The organism is Actinomadura chokoriensis, from assembly GCF_039529475.1.
In the GTDB taxonomy this organism is placed as follows: domain Bacteria; phylum Actinomycetota; class Actinomycetes; order Streptosporangiales; family Streptosporangiaceae; genus Spirillospora; species Spirillospora bangladeshensis.
Genome location: NZ_BAAAMW010000033.1, coordinates 32,963 through 54,820 on the forward strand (window position 1 = coordinate 32,963; position 21,858 = coordinate 54,820).

The 21,858-nt window shown below is 74.8% G+C and carries 20 protein-coding genes; 8 read left to right on the top strand and 12 right to left on the bottom strand.

Annotated elements, in window-relative coordinates:
* Positions 1 to 3: 3 nt before the first annotated feature.
* Entirely contained in the window at positions 4 to 1,029 is a 1,026-nt protein-coding gene (locus ABFX46_RS39350; RefSeq protein ID WP_346049099.1) for a DNA polymerase ligase N-terminal domain-containing protein, read from the top strand.
* Positions 1,030 to 1,050: 21 nt separating this feature from the next.
* Here the strand turns inward: ABFX46_RS39350 and ABFX46_RS39355 are convergent, their stop codons facing one another.
* Entirely contained in the window at positions 1,051 to 1,674 is a 624-nt protein-coding gene (locus tag ABFX46_RS39355; RefSeq protein WP_346049100.1) for an NAD(P)-dependent oxidoreductase, read from the bottom strand.
* Positions 1,675 to 1,757: 83 nt separating this feature from the next.
* Between ABFX46_RS39355 and ABFX46_RS39360 the strand changes: the two genes are divergently transcribed.
* Both ABFX46_RS39360 and ABFX46_RS39365 read left to right on the top strand, forming a co-directional pair.
* Positions 1,758 to 2,105 carry a winged helix-turn-helix transcriptional regulator gene (locus ABFX46_RS39360; protein ID WP_131938432.1) on the top strand — a complete coding sequence of 116 codons (348 nt, stop codon included), beginning with the start codon at positions 1,758 to 1,760 and terminating at the stop codon, positions 2,103 to 2,105.
* A 141-nt stretch (positions 2,106 to 2,246) separates the two neighbouring features.
* Positions 2,247 to 2,963: a metal-dependent hydrolase gene (locus ABFX46_RS39365; RefSeq protein WP_346049101.1), complete on the top strand. Its 717-nt coding sequence runs from the start codon at positions 2,247 to 2,249 to the stop codon at positions 2,961 to 2,963.
* Here the strand turns inward: ABFX46_RS39365 and ABFX46_RS39370 are convergent, their stop codons facing one another.
* Genes ABFX46_RS39370 through ABFX46_RS39380 form a run of 3 tightly spaced genes read right to left on the bottom strand, consistent with a single transcriptional unit; the run spans position 2,964 to position 5,654 of the window.
* Entirely contained in the window at positions 2,964 to 3,512 is a 549-nt protein-coding gene (locus ABFX46_RS39370; protein ID WP_346049102.1) for a hypothetical protein, read from the bottom strand.
* On the bottom strand, positions 3,505 to 4,983 hold the full coding sequence (locus ABFX46_RS39375; protein ID WP_346049103.1) for a sensor histidine kinase: 1,479 nt from the start codon (positions 4,981 to 4,983) through the stop codon (positions 3,505 to 3,507). The genes ABFX46_RS39370 and ABFX46_RS39375 overlap by 8 nt, the downstream gene beginning before the upstream one ends.
* Positions 4,980 to 5,654 carry a response regulator gene (locus tag ABFX46_RS39380; RefSeq protein ID WP_346049104.1) on the bottom strand — a complete coding sequence of 225 codons (675 nt, stop codon included), beginning with the start codon at positions 5,652 to 5,654 and terminating at the stop codon, positions 4,980 to 4,982. The genes ABFX46_RS39375 and ABFX46_RS39380 overlap by 4 nt, the downstream gene beginning before the upstream one ends.
* Positions 5,655 to 5,755: 101 nt before the next feature.
* On the opposite strand from ABFX46_RS39380, the gene ABFX46_RS39385 reads away from it, so the two are divergent.
* Positions 5,756 to 7,480, top strand: a complete 1,725-nt coding sequence (locus tag ABFX46_RS39385) for a hypothetical protein (RefSeq protein WP_346049105.1) — start codon at positions 5,756 to 5,758, stop codon at positions 7,478 to 7,480.
* A 23-nt stretch (positions 7,481 to 7,503) separates the two neighbouring features.
* Here ABFX46_RS39385 and ABFX46_RS39390 read toward each other — a convergent pair whose 3' ends face one another.
* The 8 genes from ABFX46_RS39390 to ABFX46_RS39425 form a co-directional block, all read right to left on the bottom strand.
* The gene (locus tag ABFX46_RS39390) at positions 7,504 to 8,601 is read right to left on the bottom strand and encodes a baeRF3 domain-containing protein (RefSeq protein ID WP_346049106.1); all 1,098 of its coding nucleotides are present in this window, start codon (positions 8,599 to 8,601) and stop codon (positions 7,504 to 7,506) included.
* An 89-nt stretch (positions 8,602 to 8,690) separates the two neighbouring features.
* A complete protein-coding gene (locus ABFX46_RS39395; protein ID WP_346049107.1) occupies positions 8,691 to 9,626 on the bottom strand; it encodes a TIGR03621 family F420-dependent LLM class oxidoreductase in 936 nt (311 codons plus the stop codon).
* Positions 9,627 to 9,643: 17 nt separating this feature from the next.
* The gene (locus tag ABFX46_RS39400; protein WP_346049108.1) at positions 9,644 to 10,297 is read right to left on the bottom strand and encodes a response regulator transcription factor; all 654 of its coding nucleotides are present in this window, start codon (positions 10,295 to 10,297) and stop codon (positions 9,644 to 9,646) included.
* Positions 10,294 to 11,526 (bottom strand): sensor histidine kinase, encoded by a 1,233-nt coding sequence (locus ABFX46_RS39405; protein ID WP_346049109.1) that lies wholly within the window; start codon positions 11,524 to 11,526, stop codon positions 10,294 to 10,296. Before ABFX46_RS39405 ends, ABFX46_RS39400 begins: the two co-directional genes overlap by 4 nt.
* A gap of 58 nt (positions 11,527 to 11,584) precedes the next feature.
* Complete coding sequence (locus ABFX46_RS39410) at positions 11,585 to 13,618, bottom strand: bifunctional copper resistance protein CopD/cytochrome c oxidase assembly protein (protein WP_346049110.1); 2,034 nt, start codon at positions 13,616 to 13,618, stop codon at positions 11,585 to 11,587.
* Positions 13,619 to 13,620: 2 nt separating this feature from the next.
* Positions 13,621 to 14,244 (bottom strand): copper resistance CopC family protein, encoded by a 624-nt coding sequence (locus ABFX46_RS39415; RefSeq protein WP_346049111.1) that lies wholly within the window; start codon positions 14,242 to 14,244, stop codon positions 13,621 to 13,623.
* A 104-nt stretch (positions 14,245 to 14,348) separates the two neighbouring features.
* Positions 14,349 to 15,473, bottom strand: a complete 1,125-nt coding sequence (locus ABFX46_RS39420; protein ID WP_346049123.1) for a DUF5685 family protein — start codon at positions 15,471 to 15,473, stop codon at positions 14,349 to 14,351.
* 50 nt (positions 15,474 to 15,523) lie between these two features.
* Positions 15,524 to 16,822: a helix-turn-helix domain-containing protein gene (locus ABFX46_RS39425; RefSeq protein ID WP_346049112.1), complete on the bottom strand. Its 1,299-nt coding sequence runs from the start codon at positions 16,820 to 16,822 to the stop codon at positions 15,524 to 15,526.
* Positions 16,823 to 17,112: 290 nt separating this feature from the next.
* On the opposite strand from ABFX46_RS39425, the gene ABFX46_RS39430 reads away from it, so the two are divergent.
* The 4 genes from ABFX46_RS39430 (at position 17,113) to ABFX46_RS39445 (ending at position 21,788) form a co-directional block, all read left to right on the top strand.
* Positions 17,113 to 18,558 (top strand): NCS2 family permease, encoded by a 1,446-nt coding sequence (locus ABFX46_RS39430; protein ID WP_346049113.1) that lies wholly within the window; start codon positions 17,113 to 17,115, stop codon positions 18,556 to 18,558.
* Between the two features lie 125 nt (positions 18,559 to 18,683).
* Positions 18,684 to 19,847 carry a glycerate kinase gene (locus tag ABFX46_RS39435; protein ID WP_428831365.1) on the top strand — a complete coding sequence of 388 codons (1,164 nt, stop codon included), beginning with the start codon at positions 18,684 to 18,686 and terminating at the stop codon, positions 19,845 to 19,847.
* A gap of 153 nt (positions 19,848 to 20,000) precedes the next feature.
* The gene (gene ald / locus ABFX46_RS39440) at positions 20,001 to 21,116 is read left to right on the top strand and encodes an alanine dehydrogenase (RefSeq protein WP_346049115.1); all 1,116 of its coding nucleotides are present in this window, start codon (positions 20,001 to 20,003) and stop codon (positions 21,114 to 21,116) included.
* Between the two features lie 69 nt (positions 21,117 to 21,185).
* Positions 21,186 to 21,788 carry a histidine phosphatase family protein gene (locus ABFX46_RS39445; RefSeq protein ID WP_346049116.1) on the top strand — a complete coding sequence of 201 codons (603 nt, stop codon included), beginning with the start codon at positions 21,186 to 21,188 and terminating at the stop codon, positions 21,786 to 21,788.
* The last annotated feature ends 70 nt before the right edge of the window (positions 21,789 to 21,858 follow it).

A 21,858-nucleotide genomic window follows, 5' to 3' on the forward strand; every position in this document is an offset into this window, starting at 1 on the left:
TGCGTGGCCCCCAAGAAGCGGAAGAACGGCGGCGACCGGCTGGCGGAGTACCGGGGCAGGCGCGATCCGGGGAGGACGCCGGAGCCCGTCCCGAAGGAGAAGGCCCTGCCCCAGGGGAACGACGACACGTTCGTCGTCCAGGAGCACCACGCGACCAGCCTGCACTGGGACCTGCGCCTCGAACGCGGCGGAGTGCTGGTCTCGTGGGCGGTCCCGAAGGGCCTGCCGTGGAGCCCGGAGACGAACCACCTCGCCGTGCACACCGAGGACCATCCGCTGGAGTACGCGACGTTCGAGGGCGAGATCCCGCGCGGCGAGTACGGCGCCGGGCAGATGACCGTCTGGGATCGCGGGACGTACGAGACCGAGAAGTGGTCCGAGCGCGAGGTGAAGATCGTCATCCACGGCTCGCGGGTGTCCGGCCGGTACGTGCTGTTCCGGACGCGCGGCAAGAACTGGATGATCCACCGGATGGACCCGCCGGCCGACCCGGACGCCGAGCCGCTGCCCGCGTCGGTCGTCCCGATGCGCCCGGCCGAGAAGGCGCGCCTCCCCCGCGACCAGGACGCGTGGGCGTTCGAGTTCGCCTGGGGCGGCCGGCGGCTGGCCGCCTACGTCGAGGGCGGCCGGACCCGGTTCACCGACGGCCGGGGCCGCGCCGTGGACGGCCCCGGCGGGCTCGGCTCCCGGCTCGGCGCCGAGCTCGGCGTCCGGCGGACGGTGCTGGACGGCGAACTGGCCGTCCTGGACGGCCGCGAGACGTACATGGTCTACGACCTGCTCCATCTGGACGGGCATCCGCTGCTGGACGTCCCGTACCGGGAGCGGCGCGAGCGGCTCGACGGCCTCGGGCTGTCGGGGCCGACGTGGCAGACGGCCCCCTGGTTCCCCGGCGACGGCGACGCCGTCCGGGACGCGGCCCGCGACCAGGGCCTGCCGGGCGTCCTCGCCAAGCGCCTGGACTCCCCGTACGAGCCGGGCGAGGAGTCCGGCGCCTGGCGCTTCGTCCCCGTGGGCGGGCCTCAGTAGGCGGCGCTCAGTCGGCGGCGCTCAGTAGGCGGCGGTGATGCGGCGCTGCAGGGCGTTGCCCTTCTCCAGCTCGTCGACCAGCGCGATGGCGTAGTCCTCGGCGCTGATCGCGCTGTTGCCCTCGGCGTCGGCGAGCAGCTGGTCGCCACCCAGCCGGAACGTGCCGGTGCGCTCGCCGGGCTGGATGACGGCGGCGGGCGAGATGTAGGTCCAGTCGAGGTCGCCGGCCTCGGCCCGGATGACGCCGAGCTGCTCCGCCGCCGCGAGCGCCTCGCTCTTGTACATCTCGGGGAACTCGGGGGTGTCGACGAGCCGCACGCCGGGCGCGACCTCCAGGCTGCCGGCGCCGCCCACCACGATCAGCCGGCGGACGCCGGCCCGCCGCAGCCCGTCGAGCACGCCGCGCGTGGCGGCGAGCAGCGGGCCGGTCGTCTCCGACCCATCGCGGGGCGGCGGGACCGACAGCACCGCGGCGTCGTGCCCGGCGGCGAGCCCGCCGATCGCGGCGGCGTCGCCCGCCTCGGCCTTCGCCGTCCCCGCGCCGCCGCTGCGGGTGACGCCGGTGACCTCGTGGCCGCGGCGGCGGGCCTCGTCCGCGATGCGGCTCCCGACCATCCCCGTCGCACCGATCAGCAGGATCTTCACGTGACCTCCTCGAACGTCGTCCGCTCGACGGTATCTATCGGATACTGGTTACTTCAACGTGCCATTGATACCCTTTGGGAACTATGAGAGGCGACGCGTTCGACCCCGACTGCCCGACCCGGCTGATCCTCGACCGCATCGGCGACAAGTGGTCGGTGCTGGTCGTGCTCAGCCTGACCGGCGGGCCGCGCCGGTTCACCCAGCTACGCGACACGATCGGCGGCGTGACCCCCAAGGTGCTGACGCAGACCCTCCGCGCGATGGAGCGCGACGGGCTCCTCGTCCGGACGGTCTACGCCGAGGTGCCGCCCCGGGTCGAGTACGCCCTCACCCCGCTCGGCCTGTCGCTGCAGACGCCGATCAAGGCCGTCGCCGACTGGGCGGAGGAGAACGTCGGGGCCGTCCTGTCCGCCCGCGAGGCCCACGCCTGACGGCGGAACCGGAGCGCCCTCCCCCGCATCAAAGGGACGTTGCACCCGCTTCGGCGCGTCGCCACAGAAACCGATCATGCGCGGGTTAGAGTCCCGCCCTGAGTACGGGCGGCGGGCGCTCTGGAAGGCGGGGAACGGCACATGATGGGCAAGACGCACGCCCTGAGCGGCGCGCTGGCGTGGCTGGCCGCCGTCCCGGTGCTCGGCTACGAGCCGCTGCTCGGCGACCACGCGGTGTCGCTGTCGGTGGAGCAGGTCGCCGCGGGCGCCGTGGTCTGCGCGGGCGCGGCGATCCTGCCGGACATCGACCACCACAACGGCCGCATCGCCAACACGTTCGGCCCGATCACCCACCACATGTGCAAGTGGATCGGGAAGCTGTCCGGCGGGCACCGGCACGCGACCCACTCGATCCTGTTCGCGGTCGGCATCGGCTGGGCGATGGACACCCTCGCGACCCACTACGTGTACGCCTGGTGGGCCTGCCTGTTCATGATCGTCGGCCTCGGGCTGCGCGGCGTCGGGCTGGACTTCGAGGGCAAGGAGCCCCAGTCGGCGCTCGCCGACTGCGCGCTCGCCCTCGTCGCCGTCTGGCTCATGCACAAGATCGATATGAGCTTCGTCGGATTCGCGGTCACACTCGGCTGCCTGGCGCACGTCGTCGGAGACTGCCTGACACCGCGGGGGTGTCCGGTGTTCTGGCCGCTGCCGTGGCGCATCGACATCCCGGTCGTCCCGAAGACCGACGGCAAGGTGGAGCGCTGGGTCGTGATGCCCGTCCTCACCCTCGGCATCGCGATCCTCGCCGTCCGGTCGGTCCTCGGCGACGTCACCGCCCAGTGGCTGACCAGGAACTGATCATTCGAGCAGGTCGGCGAACCGGTCGCAGCCCATCGTCTGCGACGCCCCCTCCTCGAACGCGTTGGAGACCAGGACGGCGGACACGCCCGGGATCGCCTCCGCGGTGCACACCACCTGCGCCAGCGCCGTGCGGGACCACTCGCCTCCCGGTTCGGCCCGCCCGCCGCCGAACCTGAGGCCCGGCAGCTGGACGCCCACGACTCCGCGCCGCACCTCGTACACCGTCATGGCGTCGGTGTCGCCGACCTCGCTGTACAGGCCCCTGCGGCGCTCGTCCACGGTCACCGGCTTTCCGAGCTGGGTCAGCGGCAGATACGGATGGCCGGCCAGCCCCGGGCGGGCGACCCGCGTCAGCCGCTCCTCGCGCACCAGGTACAGGGTCATGGTGGGCGCCTGGCCGTCCGCGACCGGGGGGCTTCCCGCGCTGATGATCCCGGTGGGCCGCACGCCGCAGCCCGCGACGGCGAGCCCGCAGGCGAGCACGGGCGCGAGCACGGACGCGAGCACGGACGCCGCCGCGGCGGCTCCGGAACGGCGCCTAGTCATCGGCCGCCTCCGCATCGCCGGGCCGTGCGGGCAGCCACAGGGTGAACACCGTGCCTCCGTCCGGGCGGTTGGCCGCCTCCAGCGTCCCGCCGTGCAGGACGGCGTTCTCCCTGGCGATCGACAGGCCGAGTCCGCTGCCGTCACTGCGGGACCGGGCCGCCTCCGCCTTGACGAACCGGTCGAAGACCGCGCCGAGCAGTTCCTCCGGCACGCCCGGCCCGCGGTCGGCGACGGCGATCTCCACGCCCGGCGCGTCCGCCCGGCACGCCGGGCCGAAGCGCAGGGTGACGGGCGGGCCGCCGTGCCGGACCGCGTTGCCGACGAGGTTCGCCACGATGACGTCGAGCCGGCGCGGGTCGCACCGGACGAGCAGGCCGTGCGGCCCCTCGACCGCGACCCCGTCCGCCAGGCCGCGCGCCGCCAGCGTGCCGGCGACCGCGTCCCCGAGGTCGACGTCGTCGAGGACGAGCGCGGCGGCGCCCGCGTCGAACCGGCTGATCTCGACCAGGTTCTCGATCAGCAGGCCGAGCCGCCGCGTCTCCGCCGCGACGAGCCGCGCCGCGCCGCCGTCCGGGCCGTCCGCCGCCTCCTCCTCGGCCAGCACGCCGGTCATCGCGATCATCGAGGTGAGCGGGGTGCGCAGCTCGTGCGAGACGTCGGCGACGAACCGGCGGGACGCGGCCTCCATCGCGCGCAGCTCGGTGACCGTCCGCTCCAGGGCCGCCGCGGTGCCGTTGAAGGTGCGCGCGAGGTCGGCCAGCTCGTCGCGGCCGCGCACCCGGACCCGCGTCCCGAGCTCGCCCGCGCCGAGGGCGCCGGCGGCCGCGGCGAGGCGGCGCACCGGCCGCAGCACGCCGCGGGTGGCCAGCAGCGCGAGCAGCAGCGCCGCCGCCAGCGCGAGCACGTCGGCGACCGACAGCACCCGGGTGAACGAGCGCAGGTCGGCCTCCTCCCGCGCGAGGCTCGCCGAGACGAAGACCATCGGCGGGGTGGTGCGCCACGGCTCGTCCGCCGTCGTCTCGTAGCCGGTGACGCGCGTACCGATGAGCAGATAGGGGTGGCTCCGGTTCGCCCGGTCCTCGCGGACGACGCGCTGGAAGACCATCCCCCGCATGGCGCGCCGCGCGAACTCCTCGCTCACCGGGACGTCCAGCACGTCGGGGCCCGGCCGCGGGACGGATCCGTCCAGCGGCACCTGGACCCATGCCGCCCTGCGGCCCTCGGCCTCGAGCGCGATCGCCAGATCCGCGCCGAGGGTGTCCTGGACCTCCGGCGGCAGGCGCTGCGGGACGCGCTGGGCGAGCGTGGTGCGCACGTCGGTCAGCACCGCGTCCTGGGCGCGCTGCAGCATCACCCGCCGCATCAGCACGTAGGAGATGCCGGACGCGAGCACCGACGCCAGCAGCGCGACCGCCGTGAAGGCCGCCGCGAGCCGCATCCGCAGGCCGGTGAGCCGGCGGCGGCCCGTCACGGCGCGGTGAACCGGTAGCCGAACCCCCGGACGGTCTCGATCAGCCGCGGCTCGGCCGGCTCGTCCTCGATCTTGGCGCGGACGCGCTGCACGCACGCGTCCACGAGCCGGGAGTCGCCCGGATAGGTGTGCTCCCACACCTCGGCGAGCAGGTGCCGGCGGGTGAGGACCTGCCCGGGGCGCCGCGTCAGCTCCAGCAGCAGCCGCAGCTCGGTCGGGGTGAGGCGCAGGTCGGTGCCGCCCTTGGTCACCTTCAGCGACAGCCGGTCGACGACCAGGTCGCCGTAGACGGAGCGGTCGGTGCGGGTCTGGTCCGCGCGGCGCAGCACGGCGCGGATGCGGGCGTCCAGCACGCGGGGCTCGACCGGCTTCACCACGTAGTCGTCGGCGCCGGCCTCCAGGCCGAGGACGATGTCGAGGTCGTCGCCGCGCGCGGTGAGCAGGATCACCGGCAGCGAGTCCTCGCGGCGGATGCGCCGGCACACCTCGATCCCGTCGATGCCGGGCAGCATCACGTCCAGCAGCGCGATCTCGGGGCGCCGCGCCCGCAGCGCCGCCAGGCCGTCCTCGCCGGTGGACCGGGACGTCACCCCGTGCCCCTGGCGGGTGAGCGCCAGCTCCAGCGCGGTGCGGGCGGAGGGGTCGTCCTCCACGAAGAGAATGCTCGCCACCAGGTCATTATCGGATATTCGTGATCAAGTTCCGGGCTGTGTCACGAAATCCGGACACTCCCCGCACCCGGCGATGACACCGCGCCGGAACGGTGGGCCCCATGGCTCTCGCGATCATCCCGGCACGTCCCCACGCGCCGGCCGCTCCCCCGCGACCGGACCGCCGCCGCGCGCTCGGCTGCCTGCTCGCCGCCGGAGTGCTCGCCCAGGTGGCGCTGCGCCTGTGGCTCGCCCGCACCCGGACCGGACCCGCCGCGGACCCGGACGAGACCGGCTACCTGATCGCGGCCCGCTGGCTGGCCGGCGGGCCCGGCGCCGACCTGTCCGGGAACACCTTCTACCAGGGCGGATATCCGCTGCTGCTCACCCCCGTGTACTGGTTCACCCGTGACCCGGCGGCGGTCTACGCGGCCGTCATGGTGATCAACGCGCTGGCGGGCGCCGCGCTGTTCCCGCTCGGGTACGCGGCGGCGCGGCGGTTCGGGCTCGGCCGCCGGACCGCGCTGCCACTGGCGTTCGCGGCGGCGCTGCTGCCGGCCACGACGTTCTTCGGCGCGTTCGCGCTCGCGGACGCCGTCCTGCCGGCGCTCGTCCTCGGATGGCTGCTGAGCCTCGACCGCTTCGTCCGGAGCGGGCGGGCGGGCGGCGCGGTCCTCGCGAGCACGGTCGCGTCCTGCGCGGCGGCCGTGCACACGCGCGGAACCGTCCTGCTCGCCGTCCACGCGCTGGCGCTCGCCGTCCTCGCGCTGCATCCCCCGCGGCGGCGGGCGGCCCTGGTCGCGGGAGGCGCGGCCCTCGCCGGATTCGCGGCGGGTTCGATGCTGAACGCGCAGATCACGGACGCGCTGTACCCCGGGGGCGTGCGCGACCTCGCCGGGATCCTGGAGTCCAGGCTGGGCACGGTGGCCGGGCAGCAATGGGCGCTGTCCGGGGCCGCCGGGCAGCTCTGGTACCTGGTCGCCTCGACATGGGGGCTGGCCGGCGCCGGGCTGGCGGCGGTCGCGGTGGTACCGGTGCGGCGCCGCACCCCGGCCGCCGACCGCCTCATGGCGGCCGTGCTGCTGACCGCGACCTGCGGGATCGCGTACGCGTCGTCGGCGGCACTGCCGGACGAGCACCGGGTCGGCAACTTCGCCTACGGCCGCTACCTGTCGTGCCTGGCCCTCGTGTACGCGCTGGCCGGGGCGGTGGTCCTCCTCCGCGCGGGCGCGCGGACGGCGCTCGGGGCGGCGGCGTCGTCCGTCCTCGTCCTGGCGGGGACCGGGCTCTGGGTGACCGCCTACGCGGGCGAGCGGCTGCGCACCCACGCGTTCATCGGGTTCGACTTCCCCGAGATCATGTTCCTGACCGGCGACCGCGCCGCGCTGCACCTGCCCGAGGCGACGCTCGCCGCGGCCGCACTGCTCGGCGCGCTGCTGCTGCTCTCGCGGGTGGGCCGCGCGCCCCTCGCCGCCATCGCCCTGACCGGGGTGAACCTGGCCGCGATGACGTTCGTCATGACGCCGTCGCGCGAGCGCGTCCGGCCCGTCCCGCCGCTGCCCGGCCCGGCGGCGGGCGGGGTCGTCGCGGACGTCTCGCTCAACTGGGCGACCCGGACCAAGCTCATGTACCCGGTGTGGTGGACGCGGATCGGCCGGATCGACGTCCGCGACGGCCGCCCGCCCGCGCCCGGCGTGTGCACCGTCGTGGTGCCGGTGCCGGACGGGACGTCCCCGGAGGCGTCATGGCCCGCCCACCCGGCGGCCTGGCGGGTGCACGCGCGGCCCGGCTGGGCGGCCTGGCACGACCCGGACTGCGCGGCGGCTCGGCAGCGGGCGGCACAGTAGCGGGTGACTCGGCAGCGGGTGACTCAGTAGCGGGTGACGAGGGCGATGCGGCCGTGGTCGACGAGGAAGCCGTCGGAGACGAAGGTGACCTCGCCGCCGTACTCCAGCGCCGTCTCGATGACGTCGTCCACGGCGTCGTCGACGACGTCGGCGCCCTTGAGGACGCCCGGCATGCCGTCCACCGGGACGAGTTCGCCGTGCGACTTCACCGCGGGCGCGTAGTAGCCGCGCTCGACGACCAGGTGCTCGCCGCGGCCCTCCTCGACCAGCGGCGTGACCTCGCAGAGGCCGCCCGCGTAGCGCTGGATGCTGCGCGCGGCCTCCAGTTCGGCGAGCACGCCGACCTCGCGGAGGTCCTCGTAGGCGGCGAGCGCGGGACGGGCCGCCTCGGCGAGCGCGCTCGGCGAGGCGCCCTCGAAGCTGCCGTCGACGCGGCCCGCCACCGTGATGTGCGGCCCGGCCACCTCGTCGAAGAACGCCTGGTGGCGGGTGACGCCGGCGACGATCAGGGGCCGGCGGTCGCGGGCGAGGACCCGGTCGAGGGCGGCCACCACGTCCCGCATGACCTGGCGCTGCCGCTCGCCGTCGCCGCCCTGCGCGGCGCGCCGCGCCTGCCGCCCGGACCCGGCCTCGTCGATCGGCTCCGGCGCGATCGGGAACCCGGCGGCGGTGCGCTCGGTCAGCTCCTCGCCGCGGCCGTCCCACAGCCGCGCCCGCTGGTCCGACAGCGACAGCAGCCAGTAGCGCGGGGTGCGGGTGTAGGCGGCGACGAGGTCGCGGGTCGCGAACCCGGTGTCCACGACGACCCGCTCGTCCACGGGCTGGCCGATCGTGAAGGCGTGGTGCTCGCCGTCCGGCGCGGCGAACAGCACGAGGCCGTCGGAGGCGTGCCGCAGGTCGACCTCGTCCGCGGCGCGCTCCAGCCCGCGCAGGACGTGGTCGGCGGCGTCCGGCGCGACCCGGGCGTCGTCGTGCAGCCGGCGCCGCACCTCGGACAGGAGGTTGCGCAGCCGGATCGGGTCCTGGCGGTTGTCCGGGACGGACCGGTGCGTCGGCATCAGCACCGACACCGCCGGATAGGCGCGCGGCTTGCGCAGCTCGGACAGGGTAACGGCGTCCATGATCCCCCGATCGGTCAGCCATGTCTCTTATGTCTCTTTTGTAGCTACCGGCAGGTAAACCAGGTGTAAGCCCCGCCCGATGGGGCCGCCTAGACCTGCGCGATCACGGGGCCGAGGACGTCCAGGAACGGCGCGTGCACGGTGACGTAGGAGAACCCGAAGCGCTCGCGCCGCTCCCGGAGCTGCCCGGCGATCTGCGCCTCCGTGCCGAGCAGCACGAACGGGGTGTCGAGGATCTCCTCGACGGTCAGGTACGGCAGCCGCTCGGCCCGGATCCGCTCGGCCTCGGCGCGCCGGTCCGGGGTCACCTGGACGTGCTGGACCAGGACGTTCCACTCGATGCCGGCGGCCCGCTCCCCCGCGTGCTCGCGGACGAACCGGACCCGCTCCTCCGCCTCCGCGGCGGTGCCCAGCCGGAACGTCCCCGGCTCCTCGCCCCTCACCTGGTACGCCCCCGCGATCCCGACGATGTCGGCGTACCGGGCGGCGGCCCGCAGCACCGTGTCGCCGGTGCCGCCGACGAGCAGCGGCGGCCCGGACCCGCCGAACCCGCCGCGCTGCACCGGCTCCAGCGGCGCCAGCCCGAAGTGCTCGGCCACCGGCCGGTGCCGCTCGTAGCCGTCGCCGCCGAACAGCCCGCCCAGCTCCTCGATCAGCCGGGCCATCCGGTCCGCCCGCGCGCCGAACGGCTCCCACGCGATCCCGGCCGCGTCGAACTCCCACTTCATGTGCCCGGCGCCGAGCCCCAACTCCACCCGCCCGCCGGTGAGCCGGTCGGCGGTGGCGACCTCGCGGGCCAGCAGGTGCGCGTTCCAGAACCCGGCGTTCAGCACGAGCGTGCCGACGCGCAGCCGCTCGGTCGCGTCCGCGGCGGCGACCATCGTCGGGAACGGCGCCGGGGCGCCGAGGTGGTCGGGCACGAGCGCGATGTCGTAGCCGTACCGCTCGCCGCGCCGGCACCGCTCGGTGAAGTCCTCGCGGGAGGCGATGTCGAAGAAGTTGAACCCGAAGCGGAAGTCCCTCATCCCCCCACCCTGGCAGCTCAGCCGGGCGTGATGAAGGACGTCTCGTAGGCGAGGATCACGGCCTGGGTCCGGTCGCGGGCCTGCAGCTTGGCGAGGATGTTGCCGACGTGCGTCTTCACCGTCTGCGGGCTCACGAACAGGTCCCCGGCGATCTCGGCGTTGGAGCGGCCCTTGGCCATCAGCCGCAGGACGTCCCCCTCCCGCTCGGTGAGCTGCGCGTGCCAGCCGGCGCCGCCGCCCGCGCCGGAGCCGCCGTGCCGGGCGGCCAGTTCCCGGATCGCCGCCGGGAACAGCAGGCTGTCGCCGTGCGCGACCATCCGGATCGCCCGCAGGATCTCCTCGGGCCGCGTCCGCTTGAGCAGGAAGCCGTGCGCGCCGGCCTTCAGCGCGTCGTAGACGTACTCGTCGTTCTCGAACGTGGTGACGACGATGATCCGCGGCGGCTCCGGCACGGTCTCCAGGATGCGGCGGGTCGCCTGGATGCCGTCCAGCCGCGGCATCCGCACGTCCATGAGGACCACGTCGGGGCGCAGCCGCCGCACCGCGTCCGGCACCTCGGAGCCGTCGGCCGCCTCGCCGGCCACGGCCAGGTCGTCCTCGGCGCCGATGATGGCGGCGAGGCCCGCGCGGATCAGCCGCTCGTCGTCGACCAGCAGCACCTTGATCGTCATGTTCCGGACCTTAGCGGCAGCGAGACGCGGAACCGCCAGGCGTCCCCGTCGGCCCCCGCGGCCATGTCGCCGCGCAGCACGGTGACGCGCTCGCGGACCCCGGCGAGGCCGCGGCCGCCGCCGTGGTCGGCGCCGTCGCCCCGGTACGCGCCGAGCGGGTTGCTCATCTCCATCTCCAACCGGTCTCCCGCGATGCCGAGCCGCAGCCGCACCGGGACCCTCCCGGCGTGCCGCAGGGCGTTCGTCAGCCCCTCCTGCACGATCCGGTACGCCTCCCGCGACACGGCCGCCGGGACGTGCTCCACCTCCGCCGCCACCTCCGCGTCGAGTTTCACGCCCGCGATCCGGGTCTGCTCCAGCAGCCGCCCGAGGTCCTTCAGCGTGGCCTGCGGCGCGGGACGGGACGCGTCCTCCCGCAGCAGCCCCAGCACGTGGTCGAGGTCCTCCAGCGCGGCGCGGGCCGACTCCTCGATCGCGCCGAGCGCCTCCCGGGCGAACGCCGGGTCGGCGTCCAGGACCCGTCCGGCGGCCCCCGCCTGCAGCGTCACCACGCTGAGCGCGTGGCCCACCGAGTCGTGCAGCTCCCTGGCCAGCCGGTTGCGCTCGGCCAGCTTCACCGCCCTGTCCTCGGCGGCGGCGAGCCTCTCGGCGGCGGACGGGCCGAGGAACCACGGCGCGAGCCTGGACAGCAGGGTGCCCGCCGCCACGATCAGCGCGAGCAGCACGGCCAGCGACGCCAGCCCGATCGCCGGCGTCGTCCACTGCCGCCAGTCGTCCTGCCAGCCCCAGACCTCCAGGAACCGGGTGTCCCAGGTCACCATCGGCGCCAGGGTCATCACGACCGCGAACGGCGGCACCGCCAGGCTGAGACCGCTGACCACCACCCCGGCGCCGAGATGCAGGCTGAACCACGCCGCGGCGCGGAGCCGGCTCTCCCACGAGCGCGCCGACCCCGGCACGAGCGCCGCGGCGGGCCCCTTGAGCAGCTCCCTGGCGAGGGACGCCTCCAGCAGCCGCACCGTCGGCACGAGCCCGGTCACGAACGTCGCCGCCGCCGGCAGCACGAGCAGCAGCAGCGCGCCCGCCACCACGGCGTTGCCGATCGGCAGCAGCGGGGAAAGGCTCATCGCCAGGAACCAGTACGGCATCAGCAGCGCGCCGCCCACCACGAGGTGCGACCAGCGCTGCCAGGTCGTCCGCTCGATCAGCGGCCGCAGCACGTGAACCACACCCCGATCCTGGCAGACCCCTCTCCGATGCCCCTCCCCCGTGAGAGGGAGTGCGGTCCTACGCCTTGCCTTGTTCTTCGGCGGCCTTGTCCAGTTGGGCCAGCTTGGCGAGGCGGGCGTTGTAGGCGGCCAGTTCGTCGTCCTCGGGACGGCCGCCGGGTCTCGCGGCGCGGTCGGCCTTGCGGTCCGAGCGCCGCGCCTGCCGCTGGTCGTCGGCGTACCACTGGCACGCCATCACGATCAGGACGATGAACGTCGGGATCTCGCCGAACGCCCAGGCGATCGCGCCGCCGGTGTGCTGGTCGTGCAGGACGGTGGTGCCCCACGGCGGGTCGACGGCCGCGTACCAGCCGCGCGCCAGCGCCTGGCTCATGCTCATCACGGCGATGCCGAAGAACGCGTGGAACGGCATCGTCACGAACAGCAGGATGAGCCGGGCGGGGTAGGGCAGCTTGCGCGGCGCCGGGTCGACGCCGAGCAGCACCCAGAAGAACAGCGACCCGGCCGCGAGGAAGTGCACCATCATCGCGATGTGGCCGAGGTGGTTGCGCATCGCCGCCTCGAACAGCGGCGTGAAGTACAGCGCGAACAGGCTCACCACGAAGATGACCGTGGCCACCCCGGGATGCGCGATCACCCGCAGGTAGCGGCTGTGCAGCAGCACGGTCAGCCACTCGCGCGGGCCGAGGTCGCCGCGCACCCGGGCCGGCTTCAGCGCGCGCAGCGCCAGGGTCACCGGCGCGCCGACGACGAGGAGGATCGGCGTCAGCATGTTCAGCACCATGTGCTGCGCCATGTGCACGCTGAACAGGATCGGCGCGTACTTGGCGACGCCGGTCTGCGTGACGGCGATGATGCTGACCAGGCCGAGGAGCCAGGCGGCGGTGCGGCCCACCGGCCAGGAGTCGCCGCGCCGCCGCAGCCGGACGACGGCGCCGAGGTAGAGGCCGCCGAGGACGGCGACGAGGGCGGCGAAGAACAGGTCGAACTGCCACAGCGTCAGCAGCCGCACCGGGGTGACCTCGGGCGGCATGTCGTAGCCGAGCAGCGACTTGACCGCGGACTCCGGCTCGGTCGGCGGGGGCGGCGCGGTGCGCGCCAGCGCGACGGCGAGGCCCATGGTGGCCGCCATCACCGCCGCCTCGACGGTGGCGAACCGGGCGAAGGCGCGGGGCTTGCGGTCGTGCAGGGCGGGCAGCGTCCGCTCCCGGTGCCACCAGCCGAACCAGCCCAGCACCGCGAACGCGATGATCTTGCCGAGCGCGAGCCGCCCGTAGTTCGTGGTCACCAGCTCGGCGGGGTCGGGCAGCCGGGCGATGACGTTCACCAGGCCGCTGACGCCGACGGTGATGTAGCACCAGAGGGCCATCCGGCTGAACCGGTCCGCCATGATCGCGAGCTTGTCGCGGCGCAGCAGCGCGTGCGCGCCGACGATGGCGAGCCCGCCGACCCACGGCGCGACCGCGGCGACGTGCAGCGCGACGCCGGTCGTCGCGGTGGCGTGGTTGGCGGCGGAGGCCGAGTGCCCGGTCAGCGGCGCGGGCAGCAGCGCGACCGCGGCCATCGCGAGCAGCCCGAACGCGGCGCCGGGCGTGGTCGTGGTGCGCGCCAGCAGCGCCACGACCACGGCCAGCAGCACCACGATCATCAGGGCGGTGCCCTGCGGCAGCGAGCCGACGTAGCTGCTCAGCTCGCTGCCGGTCAGAACCTCCCCGACCGGCCGGCCGAGGACGTCGGCGACGGTGAGGACGAGGGTGGCGGCCGCGGCGGCGGCCCACCCGGCGGCGGTCCAGGACGCCACGCTCAGGTAGCCGATCGCGTCCTTGGACAGCCGCGGCGCGCCCCGCCCGCCCTCGACGGGCAGGAACGCGGCGGCGGCGAGCAGGGCGCCGACGGTCAGCGCGGACAGCAGGTCCATCGCCGTGCGGGCGGCCGGCAGCCCCCATCGGGTCAGCGCGCCGGCGTCGCCGAGGCCGGGGATGACCTTCTCGGCGACCGAGCCGCCGAGGACCAGGGCGGCCACGAGGCCGGCCCCGGCCGCGGCCACCGCGACCGCGGCGGCCCGCCAGACGACCAGGCTGCCCTTAGTCACCGCTATTCACTTCCGGTCGCCGCCTGGTGCTTGCGCTTGGCGCGGTAGACGATGCCGACCCCGATGCCGATGCCGACCCCGAGGCCGACGACGATCAGCACCCAGAGCACCGCGCCGGAACCGGAGTCCTTCTTCTCGGCCTCCTGGTCGGCCTTGAGCGGCTGCTCGTCGGTGGTGGCGGCCGTACCCGCCTGCTCCTCCGCGCCGACCGCGCCCGCGGACGGCGCGGGGGCGGCGGCCTCGCCCCCGGTCGCGGTGAACGTCAGGTCGGCGTTCTCGATCGGGTGCCCGTCCTCGCCGACGACCCGGTAGGCCACGGTGTAGGACCCGGCGGGCAGCGGCCCCGCCAGTTTCTGCGTCACCGTCGTGCCGGAGCGTTCCGCCTCACCCGACTGGTAGGTCTTCTTCTGCGCGTCGGTGACGACCACCTTCGCCAGGCTGATCTCGTCGCTGAAGACCAGCTTGATCTCGGTGACCGACTCGGCGGACGCGCCCTTGCCGGGGGTGCTGTCGATGAGCCGGGTGTGCGCGAGCGCGGAGGTGGCGGTCACGGCGCCGAGGGCGAGGGCGAGGGCCGCGACGACGCCGAGGCGCCGCACGGCCCGGCGGGGCTTGCGGATGTTCATGGAGGGCCGGGTTCTGTAGTGAGTTGAAGGGCTGCGTCCACCTTACTGAGCCGGTCGCCATGGCCCGTTCCGGGTCGTGCTATCGCGTTGCCGCGGGAGCGCGGTCAGCCGCAGTCGCAGCAGCAGCCGTCGCAGCAGTCGCAATCGCAGTCGCAGTCGCAGCAGTTGCAGCACTCGCAGCAGTCGCCGCAGCCGTCGTCGCAGTGCCGGGTGCACCAGCAGCGGTCCCCGCACGAGTCGCCGTGGTGGTCGCTCCACTCGGGCTGGAAGACGCCGCAGGTCACGCACACGGCCGCCCCGGTGAAGCAGGGGATCGGCCAGCCGGGGCGCGGCCGCCGGGGGCCGTGCCTCGACTGGTTCTCCGGATCGGCGAAGACCCGGTCGACGGAGCGGCCCACCTCCCGGTCCAGCAGCGCCCGGACGAGCCGCGGCCGCTCCAGCTCCAGGTCGGCGAGGGCGAGGCGGAGCCCGTGCAGGGCGTCGTCCGCATGCCGCCGGGCCTCGTCGAGGGTGGTGCCGGTGGCGAGGAGGGGGTTGTAGGCGCCGGCCTCCCGGTCGTCCGCGAGGTCCTCGACGGCGTCGACGAGGTGGGCGACGCGGCCGAAGAAGCGGCCGGCCTCGGCGAGCGCCTCGGCGTTGCCCTCCCGGCCCGCGAGGACGGCCGTGTGCGCGAACACGGCGGCGACGGCCGTCTCGGTGGGCTCGGTCAGGTCGAGGAGGCCGAGCCCCGGCGCCGACTCCAGCAGCGGCTGCCGGGCGACCGCGTCGCGCAGCGCGGACGGGTCGAAGCCGACCGCGGCGCCCGTCCGGCCGCCGGCGGCGTCCCAGCGGTCGGCCATCCGCCCCGCCGCGGCGGCGACCAGGCGGCGCGCGTAGGGCCCGTCGCCGTCCGCGACGTGGTCGCGCGCCTTGCCCGCGGCGAGCAGCAGCGACGCGGCGGCCGCGAGCTGCGCGCCCCGCGCCTTCGCCGTGACGACCTCGGCGGTCTTCATCCCGCGCAGCGCGCACGGCCCGGCCTTGCGGCGCGGCGACAGCTCGGGGGCCTGCGCCTCGACCAGCACCGACACCAGCAGCCCGTCGTAGTTGGTGACGAGCCGCGCGGCCTGGCCGTGCTCGGCCCGCAGCGTCAGGCAGAGCCCGCACAGGTGGGCCATCCAGTCCTTGAACAGCGAGCCGCACAGCACATGCCTGCACGGACGAACCACACCGAACACCAGCGACTCCCCCACCTCGAACAACTCGCAGCATTATGGACGCGGCGCCGTCCGAGATGGTTCGGCTACACCCCCACGCAGGTGAGCGCGCGGCGGTAGGCCGCCATCCGGGACTCCTCGGCGGTGCCGGCCTCGGACAGGACCTCGGCGAGGTCGAACCACGCCTGCGCGGCCTCGCGGGAGGACTCCATCTGCTCCAGGCAGGTCGCGGCGCGGGTCAGCACCTCGACGGCGCGGTCGCGGCGGCCGAGCCGCACCGACGCCTCGCCGAGCACGGTCAGCGCCCCGGCGGTGGCCCGGCGCGGGGCGTCCCCGAGCAGGTCGAGGGCCTCCTCGGCGAGCGCCACCGCCTCGGCGGGACGGCCGAGCGCGGTCTCCGCGCGGGCCAGCTCGGTCAGGCACCAGGCGACGTCGATCTCCCCGGACGAGCTGGCGCTGATCTCGCCGCGCACCCGGGCCAGCAGCTCGCGGGCGCGGGCGGCCTGGTCGGGGCGGGCGCGCAGCAGCAGCCCGGCGTAGATCACGCGGAGCCGGTTCAGGTCGCGGGGGTCCTCGCCGTCGCCGGCCAGCATCAGCGCCCGCTCGGCGAGCGTGACGCCCTCCTCGTACTCGCCGCGGATCTCCGCGACGTAGGCGGCCTCCCAGCAGGCGACCATCCGCGCCCGGGGGCTGCCGATCCGCTCGGCCCGCTCGACGAGCTGGGCGGCGAGCTGGCGGGCCCGGACGAGGTCGCCGCGCTCGATGAACGCGGCGAGCAGGGCCGCGCCGAGGAGCACGGCCGCGTCGGTCGAGTCGGCGCCGGTGGCGATGAGGTGCCGCAGCGCGCGCTCGGCCGCCTCGACGCCCGCGCTGACGTCGCCGCGCTCGCGCAGGCAGCGGCTCAGCGCGACGTGCACCTTCGCCCAGTGGTCGAGGTCGGCCTCGGCGGAGGCCTCCTCGGTCAGCGCGGTCAGCTCGGCGATCGCCCCCTCCAGCTCGCCCGCGGCCTCCAGCGCGAGCGCGTGCCCCCAGCGCGCCTGGTGCAGCATGTCGGGCAGCGCGACCGCGTCCGCGCTCGCGAGGACCTCGGCGAACCTGGCCCGCGCCTCGGCCGCCGCGCCGTTGCTGAGCGCGATCTCGGCGTAGTCGAGGGTGACGCGCAGCTCGTCCACGACGTCCTCGCTGACGCCGCTGACGAGGTAGGTCGCCGAGCAGTTCAGCTTCGCGGCCAGCAGCTCCACCACGCTCGGGGCCGGCACCCGCTTGTCGCTCTCGATCAGCGAGATGTAGCTGTCGGACAGTTCGGGGAAGGCGAGCTGCGCCTGGCTCACGCCCTGCCGGATCCGCAGGGCGCGGATCCGCTGCCCCAGTGTCTCCCGATCCATCGTGTGACCACCGCCTACCAGGTAATCGCCGCGCGCGGGGCGAGGATGAAGCCGACTCAGGTCCTCAAGTGTGCCGATATCCCGGCCGGTCAGGCCCGCGATTCGCCGTATTCGGTACCGAAGCGTGTTCGAATCCGCACTCCGGCAGGCTATAGGGGCGGGCTTTGGGGCGCGCCCCCGCCCCGCCAACGCCCCCGTCACGCTGCGGAGTTCGCACCGGCTAATCTGTGCTCGCCCGAATCCGGCTCTACGCCGCCGGAACCACCGCCGCGCAGAGATGAGCGCCCGCCATGTCCAAGACCAGTACCGCGAAGACCGACGAATCGCCGCCGGCCGGCGGGGGCGGGCCGCTGGAGCGGCTGTTCGAGCTCACCGCGCGGGGCACCACGGTGCCGCGCGAGCTGCGCGGCGGGGTCACCACGTTCTTCGCGATGGCCTACATCATCCTGCTGAACCCGATCATCCTCGGCGGGGCGAAGGACGTCACCGGCGCGACGCTGTCGATCCCGCAGCTGACCACGATGACCGCGCTGTCCGCCGCGGTCACCACGGTGATCATGGGCCTGGTCGGGAACGCTCCGCTGGCGCTCGCCGCGGGCCTCGGCATCAACGCGGTGGTGGCGTTCCAGGCGGCGCCGGTGATGACCTGGCCGCAGGCGATGGGCCTGGTGGTGATCGAGGGCGTGGTCATCATCGTCCTCGCGCTGACCGGCATCCGCGAGCGGATCATGAACTCGATCCCGCTGGCGCTCAAGCACGCGATCGCGGTCGGCATCGGCGCGTTCATCGCGCTGGTCGGCCTCTACGACTCGGGGTTCGTCACCTCCAGCGCGACGAGCCCGCCGCTGTCCCTCGGCACCGGCGGCCACCTGGCCACCTGGCCGACGCTGGTGTTCGCGCTCACCCTGCTGCTGATGATCGTGCTGTACGTGCGGCGGGTGCCCGGCGCCATCCTGATCAGCATCATCGCCGGGACGATCGGCGCGGTCGCCATCCAGGAGAACGCCTCCATCAAGGAGGGCGGCTGGGGCGTGGTCACCCCGAACATGCCCGACCAGCTGTTCGCCGCGCCCGACTTCGGGCTGTTCGGGGAGATCGACCTGTTCGGCGGGTTCGGCCGGGCCGGGGTGATCACCGCGCTGGTCGTGCTGTTCACCCTGGTGCTGTCGGGCTTCTTCGACGCGATGGGCACGATCCTCGGGGTCAGCGACGAGGCGGGGCTGCTGAACGAGAAGGGCGAGGTGCCGCGGCTCGGCCGGATCCTGTCGGTGGACGGCCTGTCCGCCGCGTTCGGCGGCGTCACCAGCTCGTCCGCCAACACGGTGTTCGTCGAGTCGGCGGCCGGCGTCGGCGAGGGCGCCCGGACCGGCCTCGCCAACCTCGCCACCGGCGCGCTGTTCACCGTGACGCTGTTCCTCACCCCGCTCGCCGCGACCGTCCCCGCGCAGGCCGCCGCGCCCGCGCTGGTCGTGGTCGGCGCGCTGATGATGACGCAGGTCGCCAAGGTGGACTGGAGCGACCTGGAGCTGACGATCCCGGCGTTCCTCACCATCGTGCTGATGCCGTTCACGTTCTCGATCACCATCGGGATCGGCGGCGGGATGGTCGCCTACGCGCTGATCAAGCTGGCCAAGGGCAAGATCCGCGAGGTGTCGGTCTGGCTGTGGCCGGTGGTGCTGCTGTTCCTGGTCTTCTTCGCGATCAACCCGATCGAGCAGTGGCTGGACGTGCGCTAGCCGCTCCGGGAGAACACGGCTCTGCGGCCATTTGAGACTCTGGGACGCGTTTGCGGGTGTCAAATAGTGCCGTCATGGCGTAAGCAGAAGGTAGGGCCTTACCTCCCGGCGTGAAAGGCGTGGCTGTGGTGTCCGCGGACTCTCCCTCCCGTCCGTCTCCGCCGGGTCACGTCCTGCTGGCGCCTGACAGGTTCCCGGGGGCGCTGACCGCGGCGCAGGCGGCCCGGCATCTCGCGGCCGGGCTGCGCCGTGCCCGGCCGGACGTCCCGCTGGTGGAGCTGCCCGTGGCCGACGGCGGCGAGGGCACCGTGGAGGCCGCGGTCGCGGCCGGGTGGCGCCGGGTCCAGGTCGAGGTGTGCGGGCCGACGGGGCGGCCGGTCACCGCGCGGCTGGCGCTGAACGGCCGCAGCGCCGTGGTGGAGCTGGCCGAGGCGTCCGGGCTGCGCCGGCTGCCGGGCGGCAAGCCGCGCCCGCTCACCGCCTCCAGCCTCGGGACGGGCCAGCTGGTCGCGCACGCGTTACGGCTCGGTGCCCGCCGGATCGTGCTCGGGCTCGGCGGCGGCGCCTGCACCGACGGCGGCGCGGGCCTCGTGCAGGGGCTCGGCGGGCGGCTGCTGGACGCGCTCGGCAAGGACCTGCCGCCGGGCGGGGCGGCGCTGCGCTCGCTGCACGCCCTCGACCTGCGCGGCCTGCCCGACCTGTCGGGCGTCGAGGTGGTGGTGGCGGGCGACTCCGCGGGGCCGCTGCTCGGCCGCACCGGCGCCGCCGCCGTGGACGGCCCGCGCCGCGGCGCGAGCCGCGACGAGGTGCGGGTGCTGGACGCGGGGCTGCGCCGCTGGGCCGATCTCGCGGAGGCGGCGGCCCGGCGGGCGGCCCGCGACCTGCCGGGCGCCGGGACGTCCGGCGGCGTCGGGTTCGCCGCGCTCACCTTCCTCGGCGCGACGATCGAGCCGGGCCCGGCGCTGCTGCTCGACCTGCTGGGCTTCGCCGGGAAGGCGCGCGGCGCCCGCCTGGTCGTCACCGGCGAGGGCACGCTCGACACCCGGTCGCTGCGCGGCACCGCGCCGATCGGGGCGGCCCGCGCCGCGGCCCGCGCGGGCGCGCCGGTCGTCGCGGTGGCCGGCCGCCGCGCGCTCACCGGCGAGCAGCTGCGCAAGGCGCGGATCCAGGCCGCGTACGCGCTGGCCGACATCGAGCCGGACGAGGAGCGCCGCGTCCGGCGGACCGGGCCGTTGCTGGAGCAGCTGACGGTCGCGATCGCCGACGAGTGGCTGCCGGCGCGCCCGTAGCGTGCAACGTTCCACCGGCCGCCGGACCCACCGGCCTTTACAGACTGTCACGGATGAAGACGATGCCTTGACACACTGCTCATGGTCGGAGGCGGGCTCCGGACCGCACGCTGGAAGCACAGGTCCTGGTCAGCGTGGACAGAGGAGCCCCCGGTGAAGATCGGCGTGCCGCGAGAGATCAAGAACCACGAGTACCGGGTGGCGATCACGCCGGCGGGCGTGCACGAGCTGACCCGGCACGGCCACGAGGTGTTCGCCGAGCGCGGCGCCGGCCTCGGGTCAGCGATCCCCGACGACGACTACGCCGCCGCCGGCGCCAAGATCCTGGACGGCCCGGACGAGGTGTGGGCCGAGGGCGACCTGATCCTCAAGGTCAAGGAGCCGGTCGCGCCCGAGTACCACCGGATGCGGCGCGGGCAGGTCCTGTTCACCTACCTGCACCTCGCCGCGTCCCGCGCGTGCACCGACGCGCTGCTGGCCGCCGGCGTCACCGCGATCGCCTACGAGACCGTCCAGCTGCCGGACCGGTCGCTGCCGCTGCTCGCGCCCATGTCGGAGGTCGCCGGGCGGCTCGCCCCGCAGGTCGGCGCCTACAACCTGATGGCGTCCAACGGCGGGCGCGGCGTGCTGCCGGGCGGCGTGCCGGGCGTGGCCCCGGCCAAGGTCGTCGTCATCGGCGGCGGCGTGTCCGGCCTCAACGCCGCGCAGATCGCCGTCGGGATGGGCGCGGACGTGACCGTCATGGACGTGGACGTCGACCGCCTCCGCCACATCGACGCGATCTACCAGGGCCGGCTGCGGACGCTCGTGTCCAGCTCCTACACCGTCGAGCAGGAGGCCCGCGCCGCCGACCTCGTCATCGGCGCCGTGCTGATCCCCGGCGCCCGCGCGCCCAAGCTGATCTCCAACGACCTGGTCGCGGCGATGAAGGCCGGGTCCGTCCTGGTGGACATCGCCATCGACCAGGGCGGCTGCTTCGAGGACTCCCGCCCCACCACGCACGCCGACCCCACCTACACGGTGCACGGCTCGACGTTCTACTGCGTGGCGAACATGCCCGGCTCCGTCCCGAACACCTCGACCTACGCCCTCACCGGCGTGACGCTCCCCTACGCCGTGCAGATCGCCGACAAGGGCTGGCACCGGGCCCTCCGCGAGAACGGCGCCCTGGCGCGGGGCCTCAACACGCACGCCGGCGACCTCGTCTACGACCACGTCGCCGAGGCCCACGGCCTCCCCTACACGCCGCTCACGTCGATCCTGGACTGACGGATCTCCCCCGCGCCCTCACCCCTCCCGGGGTTCCGGGACGTCCGCCCGCCGGGTAGACACTCCACCATGGGAGAGCTGATCTTGGTGCGGCACGGGGAGACCGAGTGGAGCCGGGCGCGGCGGCACACCGGGCTGACGGACGTGCCGCTGACCGCGCGCGGCGAGGAGCAGGCGCGGGCCCTGCGCGCGGCGCTCAAGGAGCGGCGCATCGTGCGGACGCTGGTCAGCCCGGCGGAGCGGGCGCGGCGGACCGCCGAGCTCGCCGGGCTGCCCGCCGCGGAGACCGACCCGGACCTGCGGGAGTGGGACTACGGCGGCTACGAGGGGATCACCACGGCCGAGATCCGGGAGACGCGTCCCGGCTGGTTCCTCTGGGACGACGGGGTCGTCCCCGGCGGCGCCGGGCATCCGGGCGAGACCGTCGGGCAGGTCGGCGCGCGGGCCGACGCGGTGCTCGCGCGGGTCGGCCCGGTCTCGGACGGCCCGCTCTCGAAGGGCGACGTCGCGCTCGTCGCGCACGGCCACTTCCTGCGGGTGCTGACGGCGCGGTGGCTCGGCCTGGAGCCCGCGCTCGGGCGCCTGTTCGCGCTCGGCACCGGAACGCTCTCGGCGCTCGGCACCGAGCATGACCGGCCGGTCGTCAGCGCCTGGAACGTCCCGCCGCCGTAACCCCGGTCAGCGCATAAGGTACCTGTTGGGGGATGTCCCCCAGGGGTACCCGGGCGTGCGCCCTCGGAAG